Origin of the sequence: Sphingomonas sp. PP-CE-3G-477 (assembly GCF_003050745.1) — a bacterium.
Taxonomy (GTDB): domain Bacteria; phylum Pseudomonadota; class Alphaproteobacteria; order Sphingomonadales; family Sphingomonadaceae; genus Sphingomonas.
The window spans coordinates 282040-305281 of record NZ_QAOF01000003.1 but is presented as its reverse complement, the minus strand read 5'-3'; the positions used below and the strand labels follow the sequence as shown (position 1 = coordinate 305281).

Annotated in this window: 18 protein-coding genes, 1 tRNA gene and 1 pseudogene; 10 read left to right on the top strand and 10 right to left on the bottom strand. The window is 65.9% G+C overall.

Annotated elements, in window-relative coordinates:
* Positions 1 to 98 precede the first annotated feature (98 nt).
* Positions 99 to 1469, bottom strand: coding sequence for a DNA repair protein RadA (gene radA / locus C8J45_RS08725; RefSeq protein ID WP_093399340.1), 1371 nt, complete (start codon positions 1467 to 1469; stop codon positions 99 to 101).
* Between the two features lie 103 nt (positions 1470 to 1572).
* Here radA and C8J45_RS08720 point away from each other — a divergent pair, with 103 nt between their 5' ends.
* A complete protein-coding gene (locus C8J45_RS08720; RefSeq protein WP_107962845.1) occupies positions 1573 to 2724 on the top strand; it encodes a glycosyltransferase family 1 protein in 1152 nt (383 codons plus the stop codon).
* A 155-nt stretch (positions 2725 to 2879) separates the two neighbouring features.
* Here the strand turns inward: C8J45_RS08720 and C8J45_RS08715 are convergent, their stop codons facing one another.
* Both C8J45_RS08715 and C8J45_RS08710 read right to left on the bottom strand, forming a co-directional pair.
* Positions 2880 to 3170: a DUF2218 domain-containing protein gene (locus C8J45_RS08715; protein ID WP_107962844.1), complete on the bottom strand. Its 291-nt coding sequence runs from the start codon at positions 3168 to 3170 to the stop codon at positions 2880 to 2882.
* On the bottom strand, positions 3167 to 3751 hold the full coding sequence (locus C8J45_RS08710) for a PadR family transcriptional regulator (protein ID WP_107962843.1): 585 nt from the start codon (positions 3749 to 3751) through the stop codon (positions 3167 to 3169). The genes C8J45_RS08715 and C8J45_RS08710 overlap by 4 nt, the downstream gene beginning before the upstream one ends.
* A gap of 286 nt (positions 3752 to 4037) precedes the next feature.
* On the opposite strand from C8J45_RS08710, the gene C8J45_RS08705 reads away from it, so the two are divergent.
* The 3 genes from C8J45_RS08705 to C8J45_RS08695 all read left to right on the top strand — a co-directional run bounded on the left by C8J45_RS08705 (position 4038) and on the right by C8J45_RS08695 (position 6330).
* Positions 4038 to 5357 (top strand): replication-associated recombination protein A, encoded by a 1320-nt coding sequence (locus C8J45_RS08705; RefSeq protein WP_107962842.1) that lies wholly within the window; start codon positions 4038 to 4040, stop codon positions 5355 to 5357.
* Positions 5350 to 6222 carry a hypothetical protein gene (locus C8J45_RS08700; RefSeq protein WP_107962841.1) on the top strand — a complete coding sequence of 291 codons (873 nt, stop codon included), beginning with the start codon at positions 5350 to 5352 and terminating at the stop codon, positions 6220 to 6222. Before C8J45_RS08705 ends, C8J45_RS08700 begins: the two co-directional genes overlap by 8 nt.
* A gap of 32 nt (positions 6223 to 6254) precedes the next feature.
* A tRNA-Thr gene (locus tag C8J45_RS08695) sits at positions 6255 to 6330 on the top strand.
* 117 nt (positions 6331 to 6447) lie between these two features.
* Here C8J45_RS08695 and C8J45_RS08690 read toward each other — a convergent pair.
* Complete coding sequence (locus C8J45_RS08690; RefSeq protein ID WP_107963011.1) at positions 6448 to 7353, bottom strand: LysR family transcriptional regulator; 906 nt, start codon at positions 7351 to 7353, stop codon at positions 6448 to 6450.
* A gap of 205 nt (positions 7354 to 7558) precedes the next feature.
* Between C8J45_RS08690 and C8J45_RS08685 the strand changes: the two genes are divergently transcribed.
* From C8J45_RS08685 to C8J45_RS08660, 6 genes are all read left to right on the top strand, one after another.
* Positions 7559 to 8293 carry an SDR family NAD(P)-dependent oxidoreductase gene (locus tag C8J45_RS08685; RefSeq protein ID WP_107963010.1) on the top strand — a complete coding sequence of 245 codons (735 nt, stop codon included), beginning with the start codon at positions 7559 to 7561 and terminating at the stop codon, positions 8291 to 8293.
* Positions 8294 to 8356: 63 nt separating this feature from the next.
* The gene (locus C8J45_RS08680) at positions 8357 to 9124 is read left to right on the top strand and encodes an SDR family NAD(P)-dependent oxidoreductase (RefSeq protein WP_107962840.1); all 768 of its coding nucleotides are present in this window, start codon (positions 8357 to 8359) and stop codon (positions 9122 to 9124) included.
* Between the two features lie 26 nt (positions 9125 to 9150).
* Entirely contained in the window at positions 9151 to 9753 is a 603-nt protein-coding gene (locus C8J45_RS08675; RefSeq protein WP_107963009.1) for an NADPH-dependent F420 reductase, read from the top strand.
* The gene (locus C8J45_RS08670; RefSeq protein ID WP_219907362.1) at positions 9750 to 10193 is read left to right on the top strand and encodes a nuclear transport factor 2 family protein; all 444 of its coding nucleotides are present in this window, start codon (positions 9750 to 9752) and stop codon (positions 10191 to 10193) included. Before C8J45_RS08675 ends, C8J45_RS08670 begins: the two co-directional genes overlap by 4 nt.
* Before the next feature lie 179 nt (positions 10194 to 10372).
* Positions 10373 to 11623: an MFS transporter gene (locus C8J45_RS08665; RefSeq protein WP_107962839.1), complete on the top strand. Its 1251-nt coding sequence runs from the start codon at positions 10373 to 10375 to the stop codon at positions 11621 to 11623.
* 172 nt (positions 11624 to 11795) lie between these two features.
* Positions 11796 to 13046: an arsenic transporter gene (locus C8J45_RS08660; protein ID WP_107962838.1), complete on the top strand. Its 1251-nt coding sequence runs from the start codon at positions 11796 to 11798 to the stop codon at positions 13044 to 13046.
* 13 nt (positions 13047 to 13059) lie between these two features.
* On the opposite strand, the gene C8J45_RS08655 is transcribed toward C8J45_RS08660, so the two are convergent.
* The 6 genes and pseudogenes from C8J45_RS08655 to C8J45_RS08630 all read right to left on the bottom strand — a co-directional run bounded on the left by C8J45_RS08655 (position 13060) and on the right by C8J45_RS08630 (position 23235).
* Positions 13060 to 15090 (bottom strand): discoidin domain-containing protein, encoded by a 2031-nt coding sequence (locus C8J45_RS08655; RefSeq protein WP_258191372.1) that lies wholly within the window; start codon positions 15088 to 15090, stop codon positions 13060 to 13062.
* A gap of 37 nt (positions 15091 to 15127) precedes the next feature.
* Positions 15128 to 18064, bottom strand: a complete 2937-nt coding sequence (locus tag C8J45_RS08650; RefSeq protein ID WP_374956437.1) for a TonB-dependent receptor — start codon at positions 18062 to 18064, stop codon at positions 15128 to 15130.
* Positions 18065 to 18185: 121 nt separating this feature from the next.
* A complete protein-coding gene (locus C8J45_RS08645; protein WP_107962836.1) occupies positions 18186 to 19529 on the bottom strand; it encodes a glycoside hydrolase family 27 protein in 1344 nt (447 codons plus the stop codon).
* 2 nt (positions 19530 to 19531) lie between these two features.
* A pseudogene (locus C8J45_RS08640) lies at positions 19532 to 20566 on the bottom strand (family 43 glycosylhydrolase); the annotation flags it as partial.
* A complete protein-coding gene (locus tag C8J45_RS08635) occupies positions 20563 to 21597 on the bottom strand; it encodes an arabinan endo-1,5-alpha-L-arabinosidase (RefSeq protein ID WP_107962834.1) in 1035 nt (344 codons plus the stop codon). The gene C8J45_RS08635 and the pseudogene C8J45_RS08640, both read right to left, overlap by 4 nt.
* Positions 21598 to 21648: 51 nt before the next feature.
* Positions 21649 to 23235, bottom strand: coding sequence for an alpha-N-arabinofuranosidase (locus tag C8J45_RS08630; RefSeq protein WP_107962833.1), 1587 nt, complete (start codon positions 23233 to 23235; stop codon positions 21649 to 21651).
* Positions 23236 to 23242 lie beyond the last annotated feature (7 nt).

Sequence of the window (23242 nt, the reverse complement as noted above, 5' to 3'; positions counted from 1 at the left end):
CCATAATCGCGAACGAGGCAATCCATGCCTCCCCCCCTCAAGGTTATGCATCCCCGCTTTCGCAGCGGAACGACGCGCCGCTGCCCCCTGCGATAAACTTACCCCCGTCCCATCATGTGATCGACGAACGACGCGAGCGTCTTGAAGCCCGACAGCTTCATGCCGCTCTTCTCACCCGTCATCGACGCCGGCACCAATGCGCGTTCGAAACCGAGCTTGCTCGCTTCCTTCAAGCGCAGCGGGCCATGTGCGACCGGGCGGATCTCGCCCGACAGCGCGACTTCGCCGAACGCCACCGCATCGACCGGCACGGGACGCTCCGACATCGCCGAGATCAACGCCGCCGCCACTGCGAGGTCCGCTGCCGGGTCCTGCACGCGGTACCCGCCGGCGATGTTGAGATACACTTCCGCGTTCGAGAAACTCAGCCCGCACCGCGCCTCCAGCACCGCCAGGATCATCGCAAGACGACCCGAATCCCAGCCGACCACCGCACGTCTCGGCGTTGCGCCAGACGCCAGCCGGACCGTCAGCGCCTGGATCTCGACCAGCACCGGCCGCGTCCCCTCCAGCGCCGGAAACACCGTCGCCCCGGTCATCGCGTCATCGCGGTGCGTGAGAAACAGCGAAGACGGATTACCGACCTCCGCCAACCCTTCCGTCTGCATCGAGAACACACCGATCTCGTCGGTCCCGCCGAAGCGGTTCTTGATCGCGCGCAGGATGCGGTATTGGTGGCTGCGCTCACCCTCGAACGACAGCACCGTGTCGACCATATGCTCCAGCACGCGAGGGCCGGCGATCGAGCCGTCCTTCGTCACGTGCCCGACCAGCACGACCGCGGTGCCGCGTTCCTTGGCAAACCGGATCAACTCCTGCGCCGACGCCCGTACCTGGCTGACCGTACCCGGTGCGCCTTCGATCAGGTCGGAGTGCATCGTCTGGATCGAATCGATCACCAGCATGGCGGGCGGCCGCGTCTGCAAAGTTGTCAGAATATCACGCGTCGACGTCGCCGCCGCGAGCTGAACCGGCGCATTGCCAAGCCCGAGCCGCCGCGCGCGCAGGCGGACCTGGTCCGCGGCCTCCTCGCCCGAAACATACGCGACCGATTGCCCCGCCAGCGCCATCTTTGCAGCCGCCTGCAACAACAGCGTCGACTTGCCGATGCCGGGATCGCCGCCGATCAGCGTCGCCGAACCCTCGACGAACCCGCCGCCCAGCGCACGATCGAGTTCGGCGATCCCGGTCGCCATCCGGTCCGGCAGCTTGATCTCGGCATCGAGCCCGACGAGCTGGATCGCCCGCCCGCCGGTCTGAAGATTATGCTTCGAATGGAACGGCGTAGCGGCGGTGTTCGCCTCCTCGACCAGCGTGTTCCACTCGCTGCAATCGGCGCATTGCCCCGCCCAGCGGTGCGACACCGATCCGCAGGCCTGACACACGTAACGCTTCTGGGGTTTCGCCATGCCGCCGATGTACGAGAACGATACGGGAACATCAATGGGGCGCGCGCGCGACAAGTTGCGGATTTAGTGGCGCTTCGGGAAACCCGGCGTTATCCGCGCGACGATGCAAGCCACCGACCTGCGCATCGCCCTGTTCAGCGGCAACTATAATTACGTTCGCGATGGCGCAAACCAGGCGCTCAATCTGCTCGTCGGCCATCTGCTGGCGAAGGGCGCGACAGTGCGTGTCTACTCGCCGACCAACGCCAAGCCCGCCTTCCCGCCGACCGGCGATCTGGTCGCGGTGCCATCGCTGCCGCTGCCGGCGGGGCGTGGCGAATACAAGATGGCGCGCGGGCTGCCGGCGGCGATCCGGCGCGATCTGGATGCGTTCGCGCCGAACATCGTCCATGTGTCGGCGCCCGATTTCCTTGGCCACCGCGCGATCAGCTATGGCCATCGCAATGGCATCGCGACGGTGGCGTCGCTGCACACGCGGTTCGAGACGTATTTCCGCTATTACAAGATGGCGTTCTTCGAGCCGATCATGGTGAAGATTCTCACGCGCTTCTACAACCGTGTCGACGAAGTGCTGGTGCCCGGGCGCGGCATGGCGGAAATCGTCCGCGACTGGGGCGTGACGACGCCGACCGCGATCTGGTCGCGCGGGGTGAACCACGACCGCTTCACGCCGACGCGCCGCGATCTCGAGTGGCGCCGTGCGCGCGGAATTGCCGACGGCGAGGTTGCGGTCGGGTTTCTCGGGCGGCTGGTGAAGGAGAAGGGTCTCGACGTCTTCGCCGACGTAATCCGCGAACTGGAACAGCGCGGCGTGCCGCACAAGGTGCTGGTGATCGGCGAAGGACCCGCGCGCGACTGGTTCGCCGCCCGCGTGCCGGGTGCGGTGTTCGCAGGGTTCCAATCGGGCGACGATCTGGGTCGCGCGGTCGCGTCGATGGACGTGTTCTTCAATCCGAGCGTGACCGAGACGTTCGGCAACGTGACGCTTGAGGCGATGGCGGCGGGCGTGCCCGTCGTCGCCGCCCGCGCGTCGGGTGCGGTCGGACTGGTCGATGACGGCGTGACCGGGTTTCTCGTGCCGCCGACCGATATCGCCGGCTATGCGGATGCGATCGGCCGGATCGTCTCGGAGCCGGGGCTGCGCGAGACGATGGGCTGGGCCGGGCACGACAAGGCTGCCGGGTATCTTTGGGATACGATCAACCAGTCGGTACTGGATACGTATCTCGAGGTGATGGCGCGGCGGGGGGCTTAGACCGGGATTCAGGTTACCGCCCGGGCGATCCTCCCCCGCCAGGGGGAGGTGTCGCCGAAGGTGACGGAGGGGGAGGACACGGAACAAAGGTTTCGCTTGCCTCCCCCTCCGTCAGGCTGCCGCCTGCCACCTCCCCCTGGCGGGGGAGGATTAATTCAAGGCGTTGTCCAGTCGAACGTCAGCGGCGCCTCGCGGAAAGCGAACCGGTCGAGGTGGCTCGACACCACCCCACGCATCCGCTCGACGTCCTCTGCCTCCGGCACGGTCAGCGCGACGTCGAGCGTTTCGCTGTCCGCACGCATCTCCAGAACCGCCCCGTTCGGGAAGGCGATGCGCCCCTCTTCTTCCGAGAAGGTGACCTCCATCTTGTGGCTCCAGTGCTTGGCGAGCTGCTGGAGATACTTGCTGGCCGAATGCGTCGGCACCCTCGCGACCGAGACGCTCACTTGAGCCGCTCGATCTTCTGCGCGGCTTCGTCGAGCAACGCCGCGACTTCGTGCAGCGTGTCCTCGTTGACGTCCTCGCGCATCAGCCGGTGCTGGAGCACCTGCCGAAGATTGCCCATCGCCCGCCGGATCGGCGCGCCATCGGTCCGCTCGGACTCCGCCCCGACCGCCGCCAGCCGCGCGAACAGACCGTCCACCACGGCCGCATTCTCGGCCAGATGCGCGCGCCCTTCATCGCTCGTCGCAAAGCGCTTTTTCGCACCTTCCGACAGCTGCTCCTCGATCAGCCCCATCTCGTCGAGCATGCTGAGCGTCGGATAGACGACGCCCGGGCTCGGCGCATAGCCACCCCCGGTCAGCCCCTCGATCTCGCGGATCAGGTCGTAGCCGTGGCGCGGTGCGTCGGCGATCAGCTTCAGCATCACGAGCTTCAGCTCGCCGCCATCGAACAGGCGCCGCCGACCACCGGGGCCGCCGCGATGGCTGTGGCGACCATGACCTTCATGGCCGGGGCGACCGCGGCCTTCGCCGTCACCACGAGGACCGCCGGTCCAAGCTCCATATCCCATACCAAAACGCATTTGAGTGTTCTCCGATATATCTTCATTCATGAGTTGCGATATATCGCAGACTGTTTCTTGTTCAAGGGGGGCCGCGGCAATTTTATGTTTCCCTCCTCCATCATCCCCGCGGAGGCGGGGACCCAGACCCTCGAACCGAGCGAGCATGCATGCCGTCAGCCAGTATGGATCCCCGCCTTCGCGGGGATGACGACGCGTGTAACGGTGACGATACGGGGGAGGAGGACGATTACGCTCGGATGGCCGACGGATGGGCAAACCGCCCCCCCGCCCCTATCTTCCCCCCATGGCCGATCTATTCGCGGGCTTCGAACCCGCCGCCCCCACCGAAACGCATCCCGAAAACGCGCCGCTCGCCGACCGCCTGCGTCCGCGCACGTTGAGCGAGGTAGTCGGGCAGGATCACATCACCGGCCCCGAAGGCGCGATCGGGCGGATGGTGTCGGCCGGCCGCCTGTCCTCGATCATCCTGTGGGGCCCGCCCGGCACCGGCAAGACGACGATCGCGCGGTTGCTCGCCGACGCGGTCGACCTGCGGTTCGTCGCGATCTCGGCGGTGTTCTCCGGCGTCGCGGACCTCAAGAAGTCGTTCGCCGAGGCACGCGAGCATGCCAAGATCGGCAAGCGCACCTTGTTGTTCGTGGACGAAATCCACCGCTTCAACCGCGCGCAGCAGGACGGTTTCCTGCCGTACGTCGAGGACGGCACGGTAACGTTGGTCGGCGCGACCACCGAGAACCCGTCGTTCGAACTCAACGCCGCCTTGCTCAGCCGCGCACAAGTGCTGATCCTGGAACGGCTCGGCCGTGGCGCGCTCGAACAGTTGCTCGACCGCGCCGAAGCGGAGATGGAGCGCCCCCTCCCCCTCACCCCGCCCGCCAAGGACGCGCTGATCGCGAGCGCCGATGGCGACGGCCGCTTCCTGCTCAACCAGGCGGAGACGCTGTTCTCGGTGAACCTGCCCGAGCCGCTCGATCCCGCCGGCCTCTCGAACTTCCTGCAACGCCGCGTTGCGGTGTACGACAAGGATCGCGAGGGGCATTACAACCTCATCTCCGCGCTCCACAAATCGATCCGCGGGAGCGATCCGCAAGCCGCGCTCTATTATCTCGCGCGGATGCTGACCGCGGGCGAGGAACCGCTGTTCCTGCTCCGTCGCCTGACACGCGCCGCGGTCGAGGATATCGGCCTCGCCGACCCTCAGGCGCTGGTCCAGTGCATCGCCGCCAAGGACACGTACGACTTCCTCGGCAGCCCCGAGGGCGAACTGGCGATCGCGCAGGCGTGCGTCTATCTCGCGACCGCGCCCAAATCGAACGCGGTCTACAAGGCGCAGAAGGCAGCCTGGAAATCGGCGCGCGAGACCGGCTCGCTGATGCCGCCCGCGTCGATCCGCAACGCGCCGACCAAGCTCATGCGCGATATCGGCTATGGCAAGGGCTATGCGTACGATCACGATGCGGAGGATGCGTTCTCCGGCTCCGATTACTGGCCCGACGAGATGAGCGCGCAGACTTTCTATACGCCGACCGAACGCGGGTTCGAGAAGCGGCTGTCGGAACGGCTCGCCTATTGGGATGCCTTGCGCGCCGAGAAGAATGGCTGAACCACGCTTCACGCGGTTTGCGGCGATCGACTGGTCCGGCGCGCAAGGGCATCGGCACAAGGGCATCGCGGTCGCGGTCTGCGAGACGGGCGATGCCGCGCCGGCGCTGGTTGTCCCACCAAGCGCCAGTGCATGGTCGCGCGACGACGTCCTCGACTGGTTGCTCGAGCAGGATGTGCCGACGCTGATCGGGCTCGACCTCTCCCCCGCCTTCCCGTTCGTGGACGAAGGTGGGTATTTCCCCGGCGCGCCCGACAGTCCGTCCGACGCCCGCGCCCTATGGAAGATGGTCGACGACGCATCCGCAGCCGATCCGCATCTCGCGGTCCTAAGCCTGCTCACCGACCCCGAAATCCGCCGCCACTTCCGCCAGCACCGCGATTGCGGCGACCTGTTCCCCGGAGGCGCAGGGCGGATGCGCGTTTGCGAACACGGGCAACGCACGATGGGGCTGTCCCCGACGAGCTGCTTCAACCTCGTCGGCGCGGCGCAGGTCGGCAAGTCGAGCCTTACCGGCATGCGCGTGCTCCACCGCCTCGCCGGCCGCGTACCGATCTGGCCGTTCGACCCGCTCCCCCCCGAAGGCCCGGTGATCGTCGAGATCTACACCACCATCGCCGCGCGCGCCGCCGGTATCCGCAAGGGTCTCAGCAAGATGCGCGATGCCGACTCGCTGGATGCGGCGCTCGCCAACCTCGGCAGCCAGCCGCACCGACCGCTCGCCCGCTACGACGACCACGCCACCGACGCGATCCTCACCGCCGCGTGGCTCCGCACCAACGCCGATCGCCGCGAACTCTGGCGCCCGGCGGCGATGACATCGCATATCGCGCAAACCGAGGGCTGGACCTTCGGCGTATCTTGAAGCATGGGGCGATTACGCCTGACGCGCACCGGGCCGGTTTAGCTCAGTTGGTAGAGCGCCAGTTTTGTAAACTGGATGTCGCGGGTTCGATTCCTGCAACCGGCACCACGACCCATCGCCTGTCGAATCGGTCCGCAGATCGGTGTTCGAATACTGCCTGGCGGTCAGGATCCTATCGAACAGCCTCAAAGCGGGCCGGCAAGTGCTGCGCGCAGCCTTCCGCGGTCAATCACTCGATCCGGACAGCCCGGCGAGAAGCGGGGCGTAGGCGGCAAGTCTGCCGGAAACGTGCTCTGTGAACAGCCGGACGCGCTTCGTCTTGCGCGTGTCCCCCTGCGTCAGGACCCACAGCGTTCCGTACAGGTGCAGGTCGGTGCCCGGCACTCTTTCCAGCAGCGGGTCCGCATCGCCGACGAAGCATGGCAGCGTCGTGATGCCGAGCCCTTGCCGGACGGCGGCGATCTCCGCGCCCGCGTCGGTGACCCTGAAGGGAACCGCGGTGGTACGGACATCGCCTTCGCTGGCCCAATCCGGAATGCCGTGCGTGCTGATGACGATCCAGCGGAGGGGATCCTTGGTATCGGACGCGCCCGTGCGCCATGCAGCCAGCCGATCACGGGCGACGTAGACGCCGCCGAACAGCTCAGGTCCCTTCAAACCGTGCAGATTGAGCGGCAGGGTCTTGCGATCGTAGACGACACGGATCGCGACGTCGGCCTCCCGATTGGTCAAATTCGCGAGGTCGCCGGAGGACTGGACCTCCATTTCGATGTCCGGATGCTGGCGCGCGAAATCGGCGAAATCCGGCAGCAGAAGGTGCGTTGCGACGATCGGGGTCAGCGTGACCCGCAGAAGCCCGCGCACGCTCTGGTCGCGTCCGAAGACCCTCGCCTCCAGTTGGTGCGACGAGGATTCCATTTGCAGCGCGAATTCGAGAACCTCCTCGCCCGCCGTCGTCAGGCGGTAGCCCGAGGGCAGCTTTTCGAACATCTGCGCGCCGAGCCGCTGTTCGAGATGCGCGATACGTCGCAGCACGGTCGCGTGGTTCACCGCGAGACGCTTGGCGGCAGCGCGCACCGACCCCTCGCGCGCGGCGGCCAGAAAGTAGCGAACGTCGTCCCAGTCGATCATGGTGCATTCCCGCGCCGCAAGCTGCAAACCCAGCATAGCACGTACGTTCAAGATAGACCCACGACGCATCCCGAGGATCGTTCTCGCACCACCGATGTGCGGAATTCCACAATCCCTGACTGACTTTGCCGAGCCCATGTTGAGGCTCGCGGGGGGAACATCCCCGGACGGCCGGACACCCGGTCGGCGAACAAGGATGCACGACATGACCAGATTAGACGGAAAGACCGCCGTGATCACCGGCGGCGCGACCGGTATCGGCCTCGCCTCGGCAAAGCGGTTCATCGAGGAAGGCGCCTTCGTCTTCATCTATGGGCGGCGACAGGACGCGCTCGATGCCGCGGTGGCAGACCTCGGGTCGCATGCCCGCGCGGTGAAGGGCTCGGTCTCCGACGAGTCCGACCTCGACCGACTCTACGCCGCGGTGAAGGCCGAGCGCGGAACGCTCGACATCGTCTTTGCCAATGCAGGCGCGGGAAGTCCGCTCCCACTCGGCCAGATCACCGCGGAACACATTGACGAGACCTTCGACACCAACGTGAAGGGGACGATCTTCACCATCCAGAAGGCGCTGCCGCTGATGCGCGAGGGCGGTTCGATCATCCTGACCGGATCGAGCGCGGGCACCACGGGCGCCCCGGGGTTCACCGCCTACAGCGCCAGCAAGGCGGCCGTGCGCAACCTCGCGCGGAGCTGGGCGGAGGACCTCAAGGGTACCGGCATCCGCGTGAACGTCCTGTCCCCCGGCGCGACGGCGACCGAACTCGCCAAGGCCGCGCTCGGCGAGGAGGGCCAGAAGGCCTACGGCGCGATGACCCCGCTGCTGCGCATGGCCGACCCGGCCGAGATCGCGGCAGCCGCGGCCTTTCTCGCATCGTCGGACAGCAGCTTCATGACCGCCAGCGAACTCGCCGTCGACGGTGGCCTCGCGCAGCTCTGACGCGTCCCACCCGCCGATCGCTCGCGTGATCGGCACCTGCACCCAAGCACGAAGGAAAATCCTGTGGACCATCCTCTCAAGGGAAAGACCGCGCTCGTTACCGGGGCATCGCGTGGCATCGGCCGCGCGATCGCCGAACGTCTCGCACGCGACGGTGCGACGGTCGCACTGACCTACAACGCCAGCAAATCGGGCGTCGACGAAGCGGTCGCGGCCATCGAAAACGCCGGAGGTACTGCGTTCGCGATTCATGCGGACCTGGTGGATCCGGCCACCGTGCCGGTCCTGTTCGACACGCTCGACCACGAGTTCACCAAGCGGAACGGCAGCAAAACACTCGACATCCTGGTCAACAACGCTGGCAATGCCGGCTGGATCGGCTTCAAGGACGCGACGCCTGCCAGTTGGGACACGCTGATGGCGGTCTACCTGCGCGCGCCGTTCTTCATCGTCCAGGCCGCGATGGATCGCCTCGCCGATGGCGGGCGGATCATCAACATCTCGTCGGCCGCCGCGACGAAGCCGGTGACGACAGCGCCGATCTACTCGATGGCCAAGGCGGCGATCAACACGCTGACGCATGCGCTCGCGTCCGAACTGGGGCCGCGCGGGATCACTGCGAACGCCGTCGCGCCAGGCTTTACGCGGACCGACGCGAACGCGGCCTTCCGGGAGAACCCAGAACTGGTGAAGGCGGTCGAGGCCGACATCGCGCTCGGGCGCTTTGGCGAGCCTTCGGAAATCGCCGCCGTCGTGGCGTTCCTGGCATCCGACGATGGCCACTGGGTGACCGGCCAGACGATCGAAGCAAGCGGCGGCTACAAGCTGTGAACGCCCGAAACCCCAAGGAGATTATCATGACCTACGCAATCATCGGGTTCGGCGAGATCGGCCAGACCCTTGCCAAGACGTTCGCCCGCAAGGGGATCGCGGTTTCCGTCGCCACCACGCGCGATCCGGAAAGCTTCGCATCGACCGCGGTAGCGATCGGTCCCGGCATCACGCCCACGACGCTCGCGGAGGCGGTCGAGGCGGACGTCGTCTTCCTGGCCGTCCGTTTCCAATCGCACCCCGATGTCGCGAAGGTGCTGCCGGACTGGCAGGGCAAGATCATCGTCGATGTGACCAATGCGTACGGTGTTTCCGCGAAGGACATGGGCGGACGCCCCTCGGCCAAAATCGTCGCGGACGCGTTCGCTGGCGGCAGGGTGGTCAAGGGCTTCAACCATCTGGTCGCCGCCGTGCTGGACCAGGATCCGGCCGTACAGGGTGGCAGGCGCGTCGTGTTCCTGTCGAGCGACGACGACGATGCGGCAGCACAGGTCGGCGCGCTGGCGGAAGATCTCGGCTTCGCGCCGATCCAGCTCGGCGGGCTTTCGGAAGGGGGGCTGCTCGTTCAGGCGCACGACAAGAACTGGGGCCGCCTGATCTTCAAGGATCTGGTCAGGTTCGACCGATGAACACCGGCGAGAGAGGCGAAAATACCTTGGGCACCGAGAAGAACGTCCAGACCGTGAAGGACTTCTTCGCCGCGATCGGCCGCGGCGACAAGAAGAGCCTGCTGGCACTGGTCGCCGAGGATATCGAGTGGATCATCCCGGGCAAGGACTGGCCGCTGGCCGGCACCTTCCGGGGACATGCGGAATTGGCGGATCTGCTCGAGACCGCAGCCAGATCGATCGAGACGTCCACGGAACCGCGGGAGTTCGTGGCGCAGGGCGACCGGGTCCTGGTGGTCGGTTTCGCGAGTGGGAGGATCAAGGCCACGAACAAGACGTTCGAGGACGACTGGATCTTCGCCATCACGGTCCGGGACGGCAGGCTGACCAGCATCCGGGAGTATGTCGATACGCAGGCGCTGGCGCAGGCGGCGCAGTCGGATTCGTCCGCGCTGCGATAATACCCCGCGTGTTCGAGCACCCGCGCCGGTACGAACTCGTTCCTTGTCCTGCTCTCCGCTGGGCTCACTCTCGCATCCAGTCGTTGTAAACCGAACCTGAACAAAGTCGTTCAGGCTGCTGCCGTCGGAGCGCTCTACCGACGGCGTAGAAGCCTACGCGCGAACACTGGAGACACCCGATGGCATCTGCGGCAGCCCTGCCCGAGACGAAGGACCCGTCGCAGCGCAGCACGCCTACCGGCAGGCTGGACGCGCTCAACTTCTTCCTGGCCGATGTCCGCGACGGATTGGGCCCCTATCTCGCCATCTATCTGCTGGTCGTTCGCGGTCCGTCGCATGGCTGGAACGAGGCGACCGTCGGGCTGGTGCTTACCATCGCCGGAATCGTCGGCCTGTTGTCGCAGACACCGGCGGGCGGGTTGATCGACCGGACGAAGAACAAGCCCCGTATCGTCATCGGTGCCGCTTTGCTGGTGACGCTCAGCAGCCTGTCGCTGCCGATCGTTTCCGGCTTCACGATGGTGACGATCACCCAGTCGATCGCGGCGGCGGCGGGCGCGATCTTTGCGCCGGCGATCTCGGCAATCACCTTGGGACTGGTCGGGCCGAAGCTGTTCGCCAAACGGGTCGGTCGGAACGAAGCGTTCAACCATGCCGGCAATGCCACATCGGCAGCGCTAGCCGGCGTGCTTGCCTGGTCGTTCGGCCCCGTGGTCGTCTTCTGGCTGATGGCCGGACTGACCGTCGCCAGCGTCATCGTGGCGGCGAGGCTCAAGAACGACGACATCGACAACGCAGTCGCGCGTGGCCTCGACTGCGAGCCCGAGGAAGGCTGCGAGGAGCCGAGCGGCTGGAAGACGCTGATCGAAAACCGCCCGTTGATGATCTTCGCCGCGGCCGCGTTCACCTTCCATCTGGCGAATGCGGCGATGCTGACATCGGTCAGCCAATTGCTCGGTCGCACCGTCGGCACCGACAAGGCGACCTCGCTGACCGCGGCCTGCATCGTCGCCGCGCAGCTGGTGATGGTCCCCGTCGCGATCGTCGTCGGGCGCAACACCGAGCGGTGGGGCACCAAGCCGATCTTCCTGGTCGCGTTCGGCTTCCTCGCCGCGCGCGGCGCGCTCTACACCGTGTCGAACGATCCGTGGTGGCTGGTCGGCGTGCAGGCGCTCGACGGGATCGGCGCGGGGATCTTCGGCGCGCTGTTCCCGGTGATCGTCGCCGACCTGACCAAGGGTTCCGGCCGGTTCAACGTCAGCCAGGGCGTCGTATCGAGCGTCTTCGGCCTGGGCGCCGCCTTGTCGGCAACGCTGGCCGGATCGATCATCGTCTGGGCCGGATACAGCGCCAGCTTCCTGACGCTTGCTGGAATCGCCGCGGCCGGGTTCGTGCTGTACCTCACCGCCATGCCGGAGACGCACAAGTGACCGGCCTGCCGTCTCCGACATGGTCGTATGTCCGTTCAACGAGCGGCCTGCGCGCATTGCGGAGGCCTCACCCAGCCGCTGGTTCCGCTCCGCATGGCCTACGAAGTGACGCCCGGCGCTCGCGGTCCCCAGTTTTGCGACGGTCCGGTCCCGACCATAACGGAAGGCGGCGATGATCCTCGCGACGGGCGCAACCTGGGGTATCTGCGCCGCCTCCACGGCGGCCGTCATCGCGCGGCCGTTCCGCTGGCCGGAAGCGATCTGGGCGGTCACGGGCGCGGCGGCGCTGCTGCTGTTCGGCCTGATGCCCTTCCCCGCCGCCGTCGGCGCGGTCGCAAAGGGGATGGACGTCTATCTGTTCCTGATCGGCATGATGCTGCTCAGCGAAGTCGCCCGCGCGGAAGGATTGTTCGACTGGATCGCCGCCACCGCCGCGATCCATGCCAGGGAATCGACCGCGCGACTGTTTGCGCTCGTCTACGTCACCGGCATCGTCACGACGACGTTCCTGTCGAACGACGCGACCGCGGTGGTCCTGACCCCGGCGGTCTACGCCGCGGCGAAGAAGGCGAAGGCCGATCCGCTGCCGCTGCTGTTCGCGTGCGCGTTGATCGCCAACGCGGCGAGCTTCGTCCTGCCGATCTCCAATCCGGCGAACCTCGTGCTCTACGGTGGCAGGATGCCGCCTCTCGGCCAGTGGTTCGCCTCGTTCGCGCTGCCCTCGCTGGCATCGATCGTCGTCACCTTCCTCGTGCTGCGCTGGGTCGAACGCAAGAGGCTGGCGGGCAGTTGCTGCAGCGACGTCGAGCGCACGCCGCTGACCACAGGCGGCAAGGCTGCGTTCGTCGGGATCGTCGTCACTGCGATCGTGCTGCTGGTCGTCTCCGCGCTCGATATCGAACTCGGCTTGCCTACCGCGATCGCAGGCATCGTCACGACACTGGCGGTCTGCGCGATCGCGCGGTCGTCGCCGGTCGCGCTGCTGCGGGGTGTCTCGTGGAGCGTGCTGCCGCTCGTCGCCGGGCTGTTCGTGCTCGTCGAGGCGCTGGACCTTACCGGCGTGATTGCCTGGGTGGCGCAAGCGATCCGCACCGCGTCCGCCGACCCGGTCCAGGCATCGCTGGTATCCGGAACGATCCTGGCGATCGGATCGAACCTGATGAACAATCTGCCCGCGGGCCTCCTCGCCAGCACCGCCGTCCTTCAGGCCCAACCGCCAAGGCTGGTCGTCGACGCGCTGCTGATCGGCGTCGACCTGGGCCCCAACCTGTCCATCACCGGTAGCCTCGCGACGATCCTCTGGTTGCAGGCGATCCGGCGCGAGGGCGAGGATATCGGGTTCTGGCGGTTCCTGAAGCTCGGTGCGGTGGCGATGCCGCTCGCGTTGATCGCGGCGCTCGGCACGCGGATCGTGCTCGGCTGATGTCAGGTCATACCTAGTACAGCTTGAACTCGACCAGCCGGGTGCGCTTGGCCAAAGGCTGGGCGAACGAGACGCGGATCTTTCGAACCGAGACCCGCGGCCACCGGGCGTGCGTGATGCCGTTCGCAATGGGATCGCCGCCCCTGGCTCGCAAAGCCGTCCAGCGCCGGCCATCCCAAACCTCGAACCTCAGCGATTTCGGCACCGCAAAATCCTGGCGATCGTCAAAGAAGGCGAGTTCGGCCCGCGACACGTCGACGTCGGTACCAAAGTCGACCTGGTACCACTGCGCGTCCGGCGACGGCGCGGAGGACCATCCATTGGCCAACTCCGAGAAGAACCATATTCGGCCGTCGATCCCGTCGTGCAAATTCTCCGGATCCGTACCGCTCGACGCGCTGGCCTTGGGAAACTGACCGCGCACAAGCTGTACCGCTCGGTCGATCGGACGCTCGATTGGCGGCGTCGCAAGCCGCGTGATCGGCACGATCATCCGCCCCAGGGTCGCGCGGTGGGCGACACGTTTGCGGTCTATTTCGATCGTCAATCCGGGACGACCGCCATAATGCCGGCCATCGACGTCCCAGGTCACCGCGACGCTGTGGCCATGATAGGGCACGTCCTGCATCCGGAACCAGCGCAGCGCCTGCGGATCCTCGGCGTCCGGCAGCAGCGGATTGACCTCCAGCACGTCGTCCGCGCGCGGGCGGATCCCGACCAGGCCCGTCAGGATCAGGTCCGCGTATCCGGAGTGGAAATAATGGTGGCTGCGCGCCAGCCCGACGATCGGCTTGCCGGTTTCGGGGTGGTAATCCTCCTCGATATCAAGCTTGTCGCCCTGGTAATGCAGCGCCGCATATTGCCGGAGCAGCCGCATGTAATCGCCGCGCGTCACCTTCGACTGGCGATAATGATCGAGCAGGTTCACCATGCCCGTCAGGACCTGCGTGGTCTGAAACGGCCAGTTCGGGCCATTCCACTGGCACTCAGGCGCACCCAGCTCATAGCGATATTGTCGCATGTAATATGGGTAGCTCGGCTCGACGGTACGCATGCCCGCCGCCCCACTAAGCCCGCCCCGGTCGAGCAGATGCGTCCACGCACCCGCGAGCCTGTCGTCGTCGTCCGCGAGATCGAACGTCCAGGGCAGGTATCCGACCAGCTCGCGCCCCCGGATCGGCGCCCAGTATTTCACGAACGTATTATCGACCTTGTAGCGATCGATGAAGTGGCCGAGCGCCGGGCTCCACAAGTCTCGTTGCACCCGCACCTTGATCGCCTGTGCGCGCGTCGAAAAGTCTTCCGCACCCTCATGGTCGCCGACCATCGTCGACAGTCGGCCGATCGCACGGGCGTTGGCGTACATGTACGCGTTGATCGACGGCCGAAACGAATCCCCGCCGCGGAAGCCGTCCTTGCCACCCGACGCGTCGATCGAGGAGATCGTGTATTCGGTCGCATCGAGCAGAGGCTCGACCCAGTACAGCCCCTTGCTGGAGTCGAAGTGATCGTTCCATGCATCGTACAGCCGCCGCATCGCTGCGAGATGCCGGGTCGCTGCGGCACGGTCCCCGTCGACGAGGAACCGGGCATAGACCGAATCCGCCATGTAATCGGTAAAGTGCCGGTCGTTGCCGCGCCGATACATGAAATCGATATAATCGTCGGCAGAGCGCCGATCGCGCAGCCAGCGCCCCTCCGCCAGGTGAAAGCCGGTAGCGTCGTTCAGGCTGGCATAGGGTTCGAGCTGCCAGCCGACGTCGTCGAGGAACTCGGTCGAGATATACCCCTCCGCGCCGAGGTCGCGCTGATGCGCGCGGTACAGCGACCAGCGATAATAATAGACCGCATCGAGCTTCGGATCGGCGGATTCGAAGAACGGAATCCGGTTCTCATACCAAGGCGCGTCGTTGCCGAACCGGTCGCGGGCGATGCGGTGCGTGTCGAGCGACGGCGCTGCGATAACCGGGACGGCCGCCCCGAGCAGCACGGCCCCGAGCAGTAAGGAGCGGCGGAGGATCGGCTTCATACCGCGTCCGATCATTCCGCCCCTCCCCCTTTGACCGTATGTACCGGCCTGATTACTTGAACGTGTAGCGCGCACCGATCGCGAAGGTGCGGTCGATGAGCAGCGTGCTGGAGTTGAACTCCTCGCGGTTACCGACGTCGCCGAACTTGTAATAGTTCTGCTGCTTGGCCTTGGTCAGGTTCACCGCGTCGAACGTCAGGCCGATATCCTTGTTCACGTTCAAGGTCAGCTGGAAGTCCAGGCTCTTTTCCGGGGCGCGCCAGAAGCCGATCGGATTGGCGAACGCCCGGGCTTCGTTGCTCTGCAGGAAGCCCTTGCGCCAGACGTACGACAGACGCGCGCCGATCGGCCCGTTATCGTAGGCCAGCGTCGCATTGTACGACAGTTTCGATACGCCGAAGAACGCCGACTTCGTCGATCCGGTGATCTCGCCGGCCGCGTTGGTGAGCGGGATGGTCTGTTCTGAATCGAGGATCGTAGCACTGCCGGTGACACCGAGCCCGTTCAGAGGACCGGGCAGGTAGGTCGGGAAATAGGTCAGGCCCAGTTCGACGCCCTTCAGCACGCCGTCCGATGCGTTGACGGGACGCGTGATGTTGAACGTCTCGGTATAGGTCTCATTGCGCGGCAGATAGTTGTTCGGGATCGATTCACGCACCGTGAGCGGCACGACCAACCCGTCGATCTCGCGACGGAAGGCGGTCACGTAGATCGCGCTGTTGCGTTCGAAATACCATTCGACCGCCAGATCGATGTTCTTCGAATGCGTCGGGGTGAGGTTTGCCGTTCCCGACGTGCCCGAACCGAAGCCGATGCGCGACAAGTCGCCCGTCAGCACGGGATTGGGGTTCAGATCGCCGAAGCTGGGACGCCGGAGCGTTTCGCCATAGTTGAAGCGGACGCGCAGATTATTCGTGATCGCATAGCGCGCGGTGAACGAGGGCAGCCACTTCTCCGAACTCGTGGACACGCTTGTTCGGGCAAAGTTGGCACCGCGATCAAAATAGTCATAATCGGTGTCGATCGCCACATACCGCACGCCGGCCTGAAGCTGCAGCGGACGCCCGAAGATGCTGACTTCGCCATCGGCAAGCCCATAGGCGGCGACGTTCTTTTCCGAGATGCCGAACACCTGGCCGAAGCTCAGCTGATCGGATAGTAACAGGCCGGGCGCGACGGCGCGATACAGCGTGCGGACGGCGTCGCGGTCCATGCTGCGCGGATCGGCCAGCACCCAGCTCGTCGGAATGTCCGCCTGACCGTCGAAGAAGCCGCTGTTGGTGAAGGGCTTGCCCTCGCCGAACGCCGCCAGCGTGGTGCCCAGCCCCCCCGCGCCCTGGTCGCGCACATAATTGTCAGCCTTGCGGTCGTCGAAGCGGAAGCCGCCCTTGATGCGCCGCAGGAATCCTTCGTCCCAGCCATATTCGCCATCGAGCATCATCGTCAGCGCGCTGCCGGTATTCTTGGTGCCGCTGTCGAACAGGTTGCCGATCGTCCAAGCCGTCGCGTCGGTCAGCACGGCCTGATTGCCGAAGCTGTAGGACGGCAGCCCACCGCCCGCGTTGAAGTCGACGTCGATGTCGAGCGGCCCGCGATCCGTGCGGATGGCGAAGAACGAGGTCTCGTTCTTGCTGTCCTGATACGCGATGTCGGCCGAGATCTTGCCGCGGTCGCCCACGTCCCACTTGGCGTTCAACGCATACACATAGCTGTCGGTCTTGCTGGTGGCCGTGTCGCCGCTATTGAACCCCGCGACCGAACCGACCTGCCGCGACTTGATGATGTTCGTCCCGTCGAACAGCTCGAAGCTCGTCCCGGGATTGGCCGGCAGGTCGCCCCACCAATCGACGAAGCTGAAGTTCAGGCTGTTGAACGTCTTGCCCTTGAAGCCGGTGTAGAAGACTTCCGCCGTGTAGACCGAACGATCGTTGGGCGCCCATTGCAGCGCTGCGTTGAGCGCGCGGCGTTCGCGCTTGCCGTAGACATCGGACGCGATGACCGCGTCTCGCGACAGATAATACGGCGTATTGACGCCGTTGATGTTGAGCGTGGAGCCCGGCGCGGTCGGGAGACCTGCATCCAGGCCCGGCGTCCAGTTCTGGTTCCTGTCACCCGGGAAGATCCGCTGCAACGGGGTAAGACCCGAACCCGCCGGCGGGTTTTCCGTCGCGAACGGCACCATCGCGCCGGCCTGCAAATTCTGGTTGCGGAATTCGGCGCGCGTGTAGCTGCCGTTCACCAGCAGGCCGATATCGCCGATGCCGGTTTTCCAACGGTCACTGATCAGCAGCGCGGCATTTGGGTTCACCTTGTCGGCGAGTTCCGAATAGAGCCCGCGTACGAGGCCCGATATCGCGAAGCCGTCGAAATCGAGCGGGCGCCGGGTCTGCACGTCGATCTGCCCGGCCAGCCCCGTTTCCAGCTGGTCGGCCGAGCGGGTCTTGTAGACGTCGACCTGCTTGACGAGGTTCGCCGAGATATCCTGCAGGTTGAAGGACGTGCCGGCCGCGGTGAAGATGTTGCGCCCGTTCAACGTCGTCAACGGATCGGTCAGACCTCGGATCGTGATCGTCGCCGCTTCGCCGCCGGCACGGTCGGTGACCTGAATGCCAGTCACGCGCTGAAGCGCCTCGACGACGTTGTTGTCAGGCAGCTTGCCGACGTCTTCCGAGACGATCGAATCGACGATCTGGATCGAATTTTTGCGAACGTTCAGTGCGCCGACGATCGAGGCACGGACGCCGGTGACGACGATGTCCGCGTCGGTCTGGTCGCCTGCGGTCTGGTCGCCGGCAGTCTGGCTGGTCGCGGGCTGCTCAGCCGAGGGTGGCGTCTGGACGGTGTTTGCATCGACGCCCGCGGGCGTACCGGTCGCTGGCAGGCCGTTCCGATCCTGCGGCGTGGTCGGTACGGCCTGCGCCTGTGCCGGCGCTCCCAGCATCAGCGCTGCAATCGATGCGGAACACAGAATTAACGACTTCATCGCCATCTAGCCTCTCCCTGGCATGCCCATCCGACCTTATCGGCAGTCGGTATTACTCGGACATTCGGTATGATCGGGCGGACGTTGATGCAAGCGTTAATTTTACCCAGCCACCTAGCCGGACAGGTCAGCGAGGCGTCAGGCGGTACAACGCAGCGCCGTGCGATGGCACACGTGTGACCAGCGTACCGGACGCCCTTTCCAGATCGCGCCGTGCCCAGAGATCACGAACGCCGACCGGCCCGTTCAGCGCGATCGTGTCGAGACGAAGCTGTACGGATCGCTCGGTTTTGTCTGTGTTAAACAGCGCGAGATAGCGATCCTGCGATCCCGGCACGCGTGCCGACCAGACTCGTATACCGTCCTCAATAAAATGTGGCTGGTTGGCGTAGCTCGCCTGGTTGACCGCGATGACTTCGGGGTTGGTGAGAAGGTCGAGCGTCGGGCGGTCGAGATGGCGGAGATCACCGCCCATGATCAGTGGCGAGCGCGCGATCGACCACAGGGTCATCAGCGTGCGCTGTTCGTCGGGCGTGAACTTGGTGTCGCGCGCGCCCAGCGCGAGACGCCCGAGCGGGAGCATGTCCGCATCGGGCCAGCCGCCGGGTACGCGGTGTGCGTTCCAGTTCTCCAGCCGGGTGAACTGCGCTTCGAGCAGCGGCCATTCGTCCCAGAAATCGTCGCTGATTCGCCACATCTGCGCAAAGCGGCGGACGTGATCGGCGCGGGATACCGGCGTTTCGCCGGGCGATAGGCTGAGGATGATCGGCCGGTCGGTCGCGACGATCGCGGCGTGTGCGGCCTCGATCTCGGGGGCGTGCGCGTCATACGGGCGACTCATGTCGTCCATCTTGACCAGATCGACGCCCCAGGATGCGTAGAGCGCGAACACGCTGTCGTAATAGGCCTGCGCGCCGGGCTTGCGCATGTCGACGCCGTACATGTCCGGGTTCCAGGCACAGATGCTGGCGGTGTCGGCGATGTCGCGCGCGCGGTATTTCGTCCCGAACACCGGCAGGTTTCGCTCCACCGCCAGCCGCGGAATACCGCGCATCAGGTGGATGCCGAACCGAAGGCCGAGCGCGTGGACGCGGTCGGCGAGCGGGCGGAAGCCTTTGCCGCCGACGCTCGACGGGAACCGGTTCGGCGCAGGGAGCAGTCGGCCGTAGCCGTCCATCGCCGGTGTCGGCTTGGTCGCGTAGGTGTAACTCTGCGCACCCGGCTCGTACCACTGGATATCGACGGTGAAGATATCATAGCCCGACGGCAGCAGCTTCTCGGCCATGATCGTCGCGGTCTCGATCGCCTGCCCCTCGGTGATCGTCGTCGCGAAACTGTTCCAGCTGTTCCAGCCCATCGGCGGCGTCGGCGCCAAGGGCTTCGAGCCAGCACTCGCGCCAGCGCCTATCGCGGCCGCGGGTACGGCTGCGGCTCCCGCGGCGAGGAACGTCCGGCGATCGAGGCCGCTCACCGCAATGGGCCGTTGGCAACCGGTTCGCCGAAATCGGGTGTGCCGTCGGGCTTGTACGTGAACCGTTGAACGCGGGTGTGGCGGTTGGGATCGAACAGCGGGTCGCCCTTGATCGCCTCATAGTCGCGCGCGTGATAGACCAGGATGTCGCGGCCGCGCTCGTCGACGGTGAAGCTGTTGTGGCCGGGCCCGAAGACCTTGTGCGCGGGCGACGACTTGAACACCGGCTGCGGCGATTTCGTCCAGGCTGCCGGATCCATGATGTCGGCATCGTCACGCGCGGTCAGCATGCCCATGCAGTATCGCGCGTCGGTCGCACTCGCGGAATAGGTCATGAACAGCTTGCCGTTGCGCGCCAGCAGCGCAGGCGCCTCGGCGACCTTGAAGCCGCGGATCTCCCAATCGAGCGTCGGTACCGCCAGCCGCGCGGGCTTTGCCGCCAGCGTCAGCGGGGTCGCGAGCGGCGCGAGATAGAGGTTGCTGTTGGTCTCGATCCCCGGCTCGCGCTGGGCCCAGGCGAGATAGCGCGTGCCGCGGTGGACGAAGCTGGTGGAATCGAGCGTGAAGCTGTCCCACGGCGTCGTCAATTGCCCCAACACGGTCCAGGTTCCGGTCATCGCGTCGGGTCCGTCGCAGACCACCGCGAAAGTGCGGATACGAAACACATCCTCGCCGCCGCCGCTGGGGCCTGCCGCGAAATACATGATCCAGCGGCCGTCGATCAGGTGCAGTTCGGGTGCCCAGAGGAATCCGGACATCGGCCCGGTCTTCTCGTGCCGCCACAAGACGCGCTCGTTGGCGGTCGACAGCCCTGCCAGCGTGCGCGAGCGGCGCAGCACCAGCCGGTCATATTCGGGCACCGATCCGGTCATGTAATAATAGCCGTCGGTGTGCAGGAAGACCTGCGCATCGGCACGCTGGCGGACCAGTGGGTTGACCGGCACCGGCGCCTTGGCCGCGACCCGTGCGAGCGCACCGCTAGCGGTCGCAGCACCAGCACCGGCCAGGAACAGCCGTCGTGTGAAATCCATCGTCATGGTCGATTCTCCGCAACTGGCCAGCCATCCGCACCCCAGCCGATCGGTGCGATGCGCAACGTCGGGGTGCCTTTGATCTGGGAATCATAGGCGTGGTAGACGACATAATCCTTGCCGTCGGTGTCGTGCATCACGCCTGGGTGGCCGGGGCCGCGATAGCGCTGCTTTTCCTGCAGGTCGGCGCGCAGGAAGATCGTCCCCCCGCCCTGCATCATCGCGCTGCCGTCCTTGCCCAGATACGGCCCGGTGATCGCCTTCGATCGGCCGACGACGGTGTAATAGGTGCTGTTCACGCCCTTGCAGCAATAGTCGTAGCTGGCCAGCAGCCAGTAATAGCCGCCATGACCGATGATGAACGGCGCCTCGACCGGCGCTGGTCCGCCAGCGGGTGCGGGACGGCGCGCGATCGCGTAGGGCTTTGCCGCGGGGTCGAGCAGCTTGCCGGTCTTGGGGTTCAGCGCGAACAGCTTGATGCCGGTCCAGAAGCTGCCGAGCGACAGCCACTCGCGGCCCTGCGCATCGACGACATGGTTGGGATCGATCGCGTTGAAATCGTCCTTGGGCGTCGACATCACCACCAGCCCCTCGTCGCGCCAGCCATAGCCGGGCGCCTTGGGGTCGAGCGTCGGGCTGGTCGCCAGGCCGATCGCGGAGCGGTTCGAGCCGAACGTCGAGACCGAGTAATAGAGCCGGTACCGCCCGTCTGCGCTGCGCGAAATGTCGGGCGCCCACATGCCCTTGGTGCCCGGCACCGCCTTGGTCGCCCAGTCGGGCAGGCGCGACAGCGGCGGCGTGCCCGCCGTCCAGTGGATCAGATCGGACGAGGTGCGCGCGCTCAGCATCTGGCCGTCGAGCCCGGTGCCGTAGACGTAATAGGTATCGCCCGCGCGGATCATTACCGGGTCGTGGACCGGGGCGATGTCGCCGGTCAGGCGGGCGTTCAATGCAGGCGGTGCATCGGCGGTTTGCGCCAGCACGCTACTCGCGAGCGTCAGCGCGATCAGTCCGGTCGCCCATTTCGGTGCGGCCATCGTCTCTCTCCCGGTAGGTGCGCCCGCCGGTTGCTCCGGCGGGCGTCACGATCACTTCAGTTCGAGCATCACCACCGACATCGGCGGCAACGTCACCGACAGCGTTCCACCGCTCAGGCTAGCGCCGTTGAATGCCTTCGGTGCGACCGCGTTGGGCGCCTCGAAGGTGTTGAGCGCAGTCATCGTCGGCGCGGTCAGCACCTGCCCGGTGACGGTCTGCGCCGCCACGCCCGGCAGCGCCGCGGAGACACTGGTCGGCTTGTTCGGATCGAGGTTCGACAGCGCGATCCGTACCACGCCGTCCTTGCCGCGTACCGCCGATGCGCTGACCGACGGCATCGTCCACTGGTCCTTGTTGTACCAGGGCGACTTGATGTCGATCGGCAGGACGGTGCCGTCCATGTACGGCTTGTACATCGCGAACACGTGATAGGTCGGCGTCAGCACCATCTTGCTGCCGTCGGTCAGGATCATCGCCTGCAGCACGTTCACCATCTGCGCGATTGCGGTCATCTTCACGCGGTCGGCGTGCTTGGCGAAGATATTGAGGTTGATCGCGGTGACCAGTGCGTCACGCAGCGTGTTCTGCTGGCGCAGGAAACCGGGGTTGGTGCCCGGATCGCCGGCGTACCAGGTGCCCCATTCGTCGACCGCGAGCCACATCGTCTTCTTCGGATCGACCTTGTCCATGATCGCCGAATGCTTGGTGATCAGCTCGTCCATCTTGAGCGTCTCGGACAGCGTCTCGGCCCAGCCGCGCTCGTCGAACACGGTCGCGGACGCACGCGGCGGCCATCCACCGGGGACGGTATAGTAATGCAGCGACAACGCATCGACCTTGCCGACCAGCTCGCGCGCCATCGTCTCGGTCCAGTGATAGTCGTCGACGTTGGCGCCGCTCGCGATCTTCATCACGCGCGTATCCTTGGGCGCCTTGATGAAGGTGGCATAGCGCCGCGTGACGTCGGCGGCATATTCCGCGCGCATGTTGCCGCCACAGCCCCACAGCTCGTTGCCGACGCCAAAATACGGCACCGCCCACGGCGCCTTGTGGCCGTTCTTCGCGCGTTCGTCGGCCAGCGTGCCGGCGGGCGAGGTCATGTATTCGACCCACTCCGCCATTTCCTGCGGCGTACCGTTGCCGACGTTGCCGGCGATATAGGGCTCGGCGCCGAGCTGTCCGGCGAGGTCCATGAACTCGTGCGTGCCGACCGTGTTGGGCTCGGTCACGCCGCCCCAATGGGTGTTGATCTTGACCGGGCGCTTGGCCTTCGGACCGATGCCCTCGCGCCAGTGATATTCGTCGGCGAAGCAGCCGCCCGGCCAGCGCACGACCGGCACGCCGATCCCGCGCAGCGCGGTGACGACATCGGTACGGAAGCCGCGGACGTTGGGGATCTTCGACTTCTCGCCGACCCACAGCCCCCCGTAGATGCCGGTGCCGAGATGCTCCGCAAACTGCGTGAAGATGCGGCGATCATAGGTCGGGCCGGGCGCGTCGGCGTGGACCGTAACGGTTGCCCCGGTCGAACTGGGCGTGGTGGCGGGTGCGTCGGTCTGCGCGGCGGTCTGTGCGGCGCCGATGCCGGCGGTCGACAGCAGGAGCGCGGCGGCTAAGCCCTTCAGCGTGCAGGTCATTTTAGCC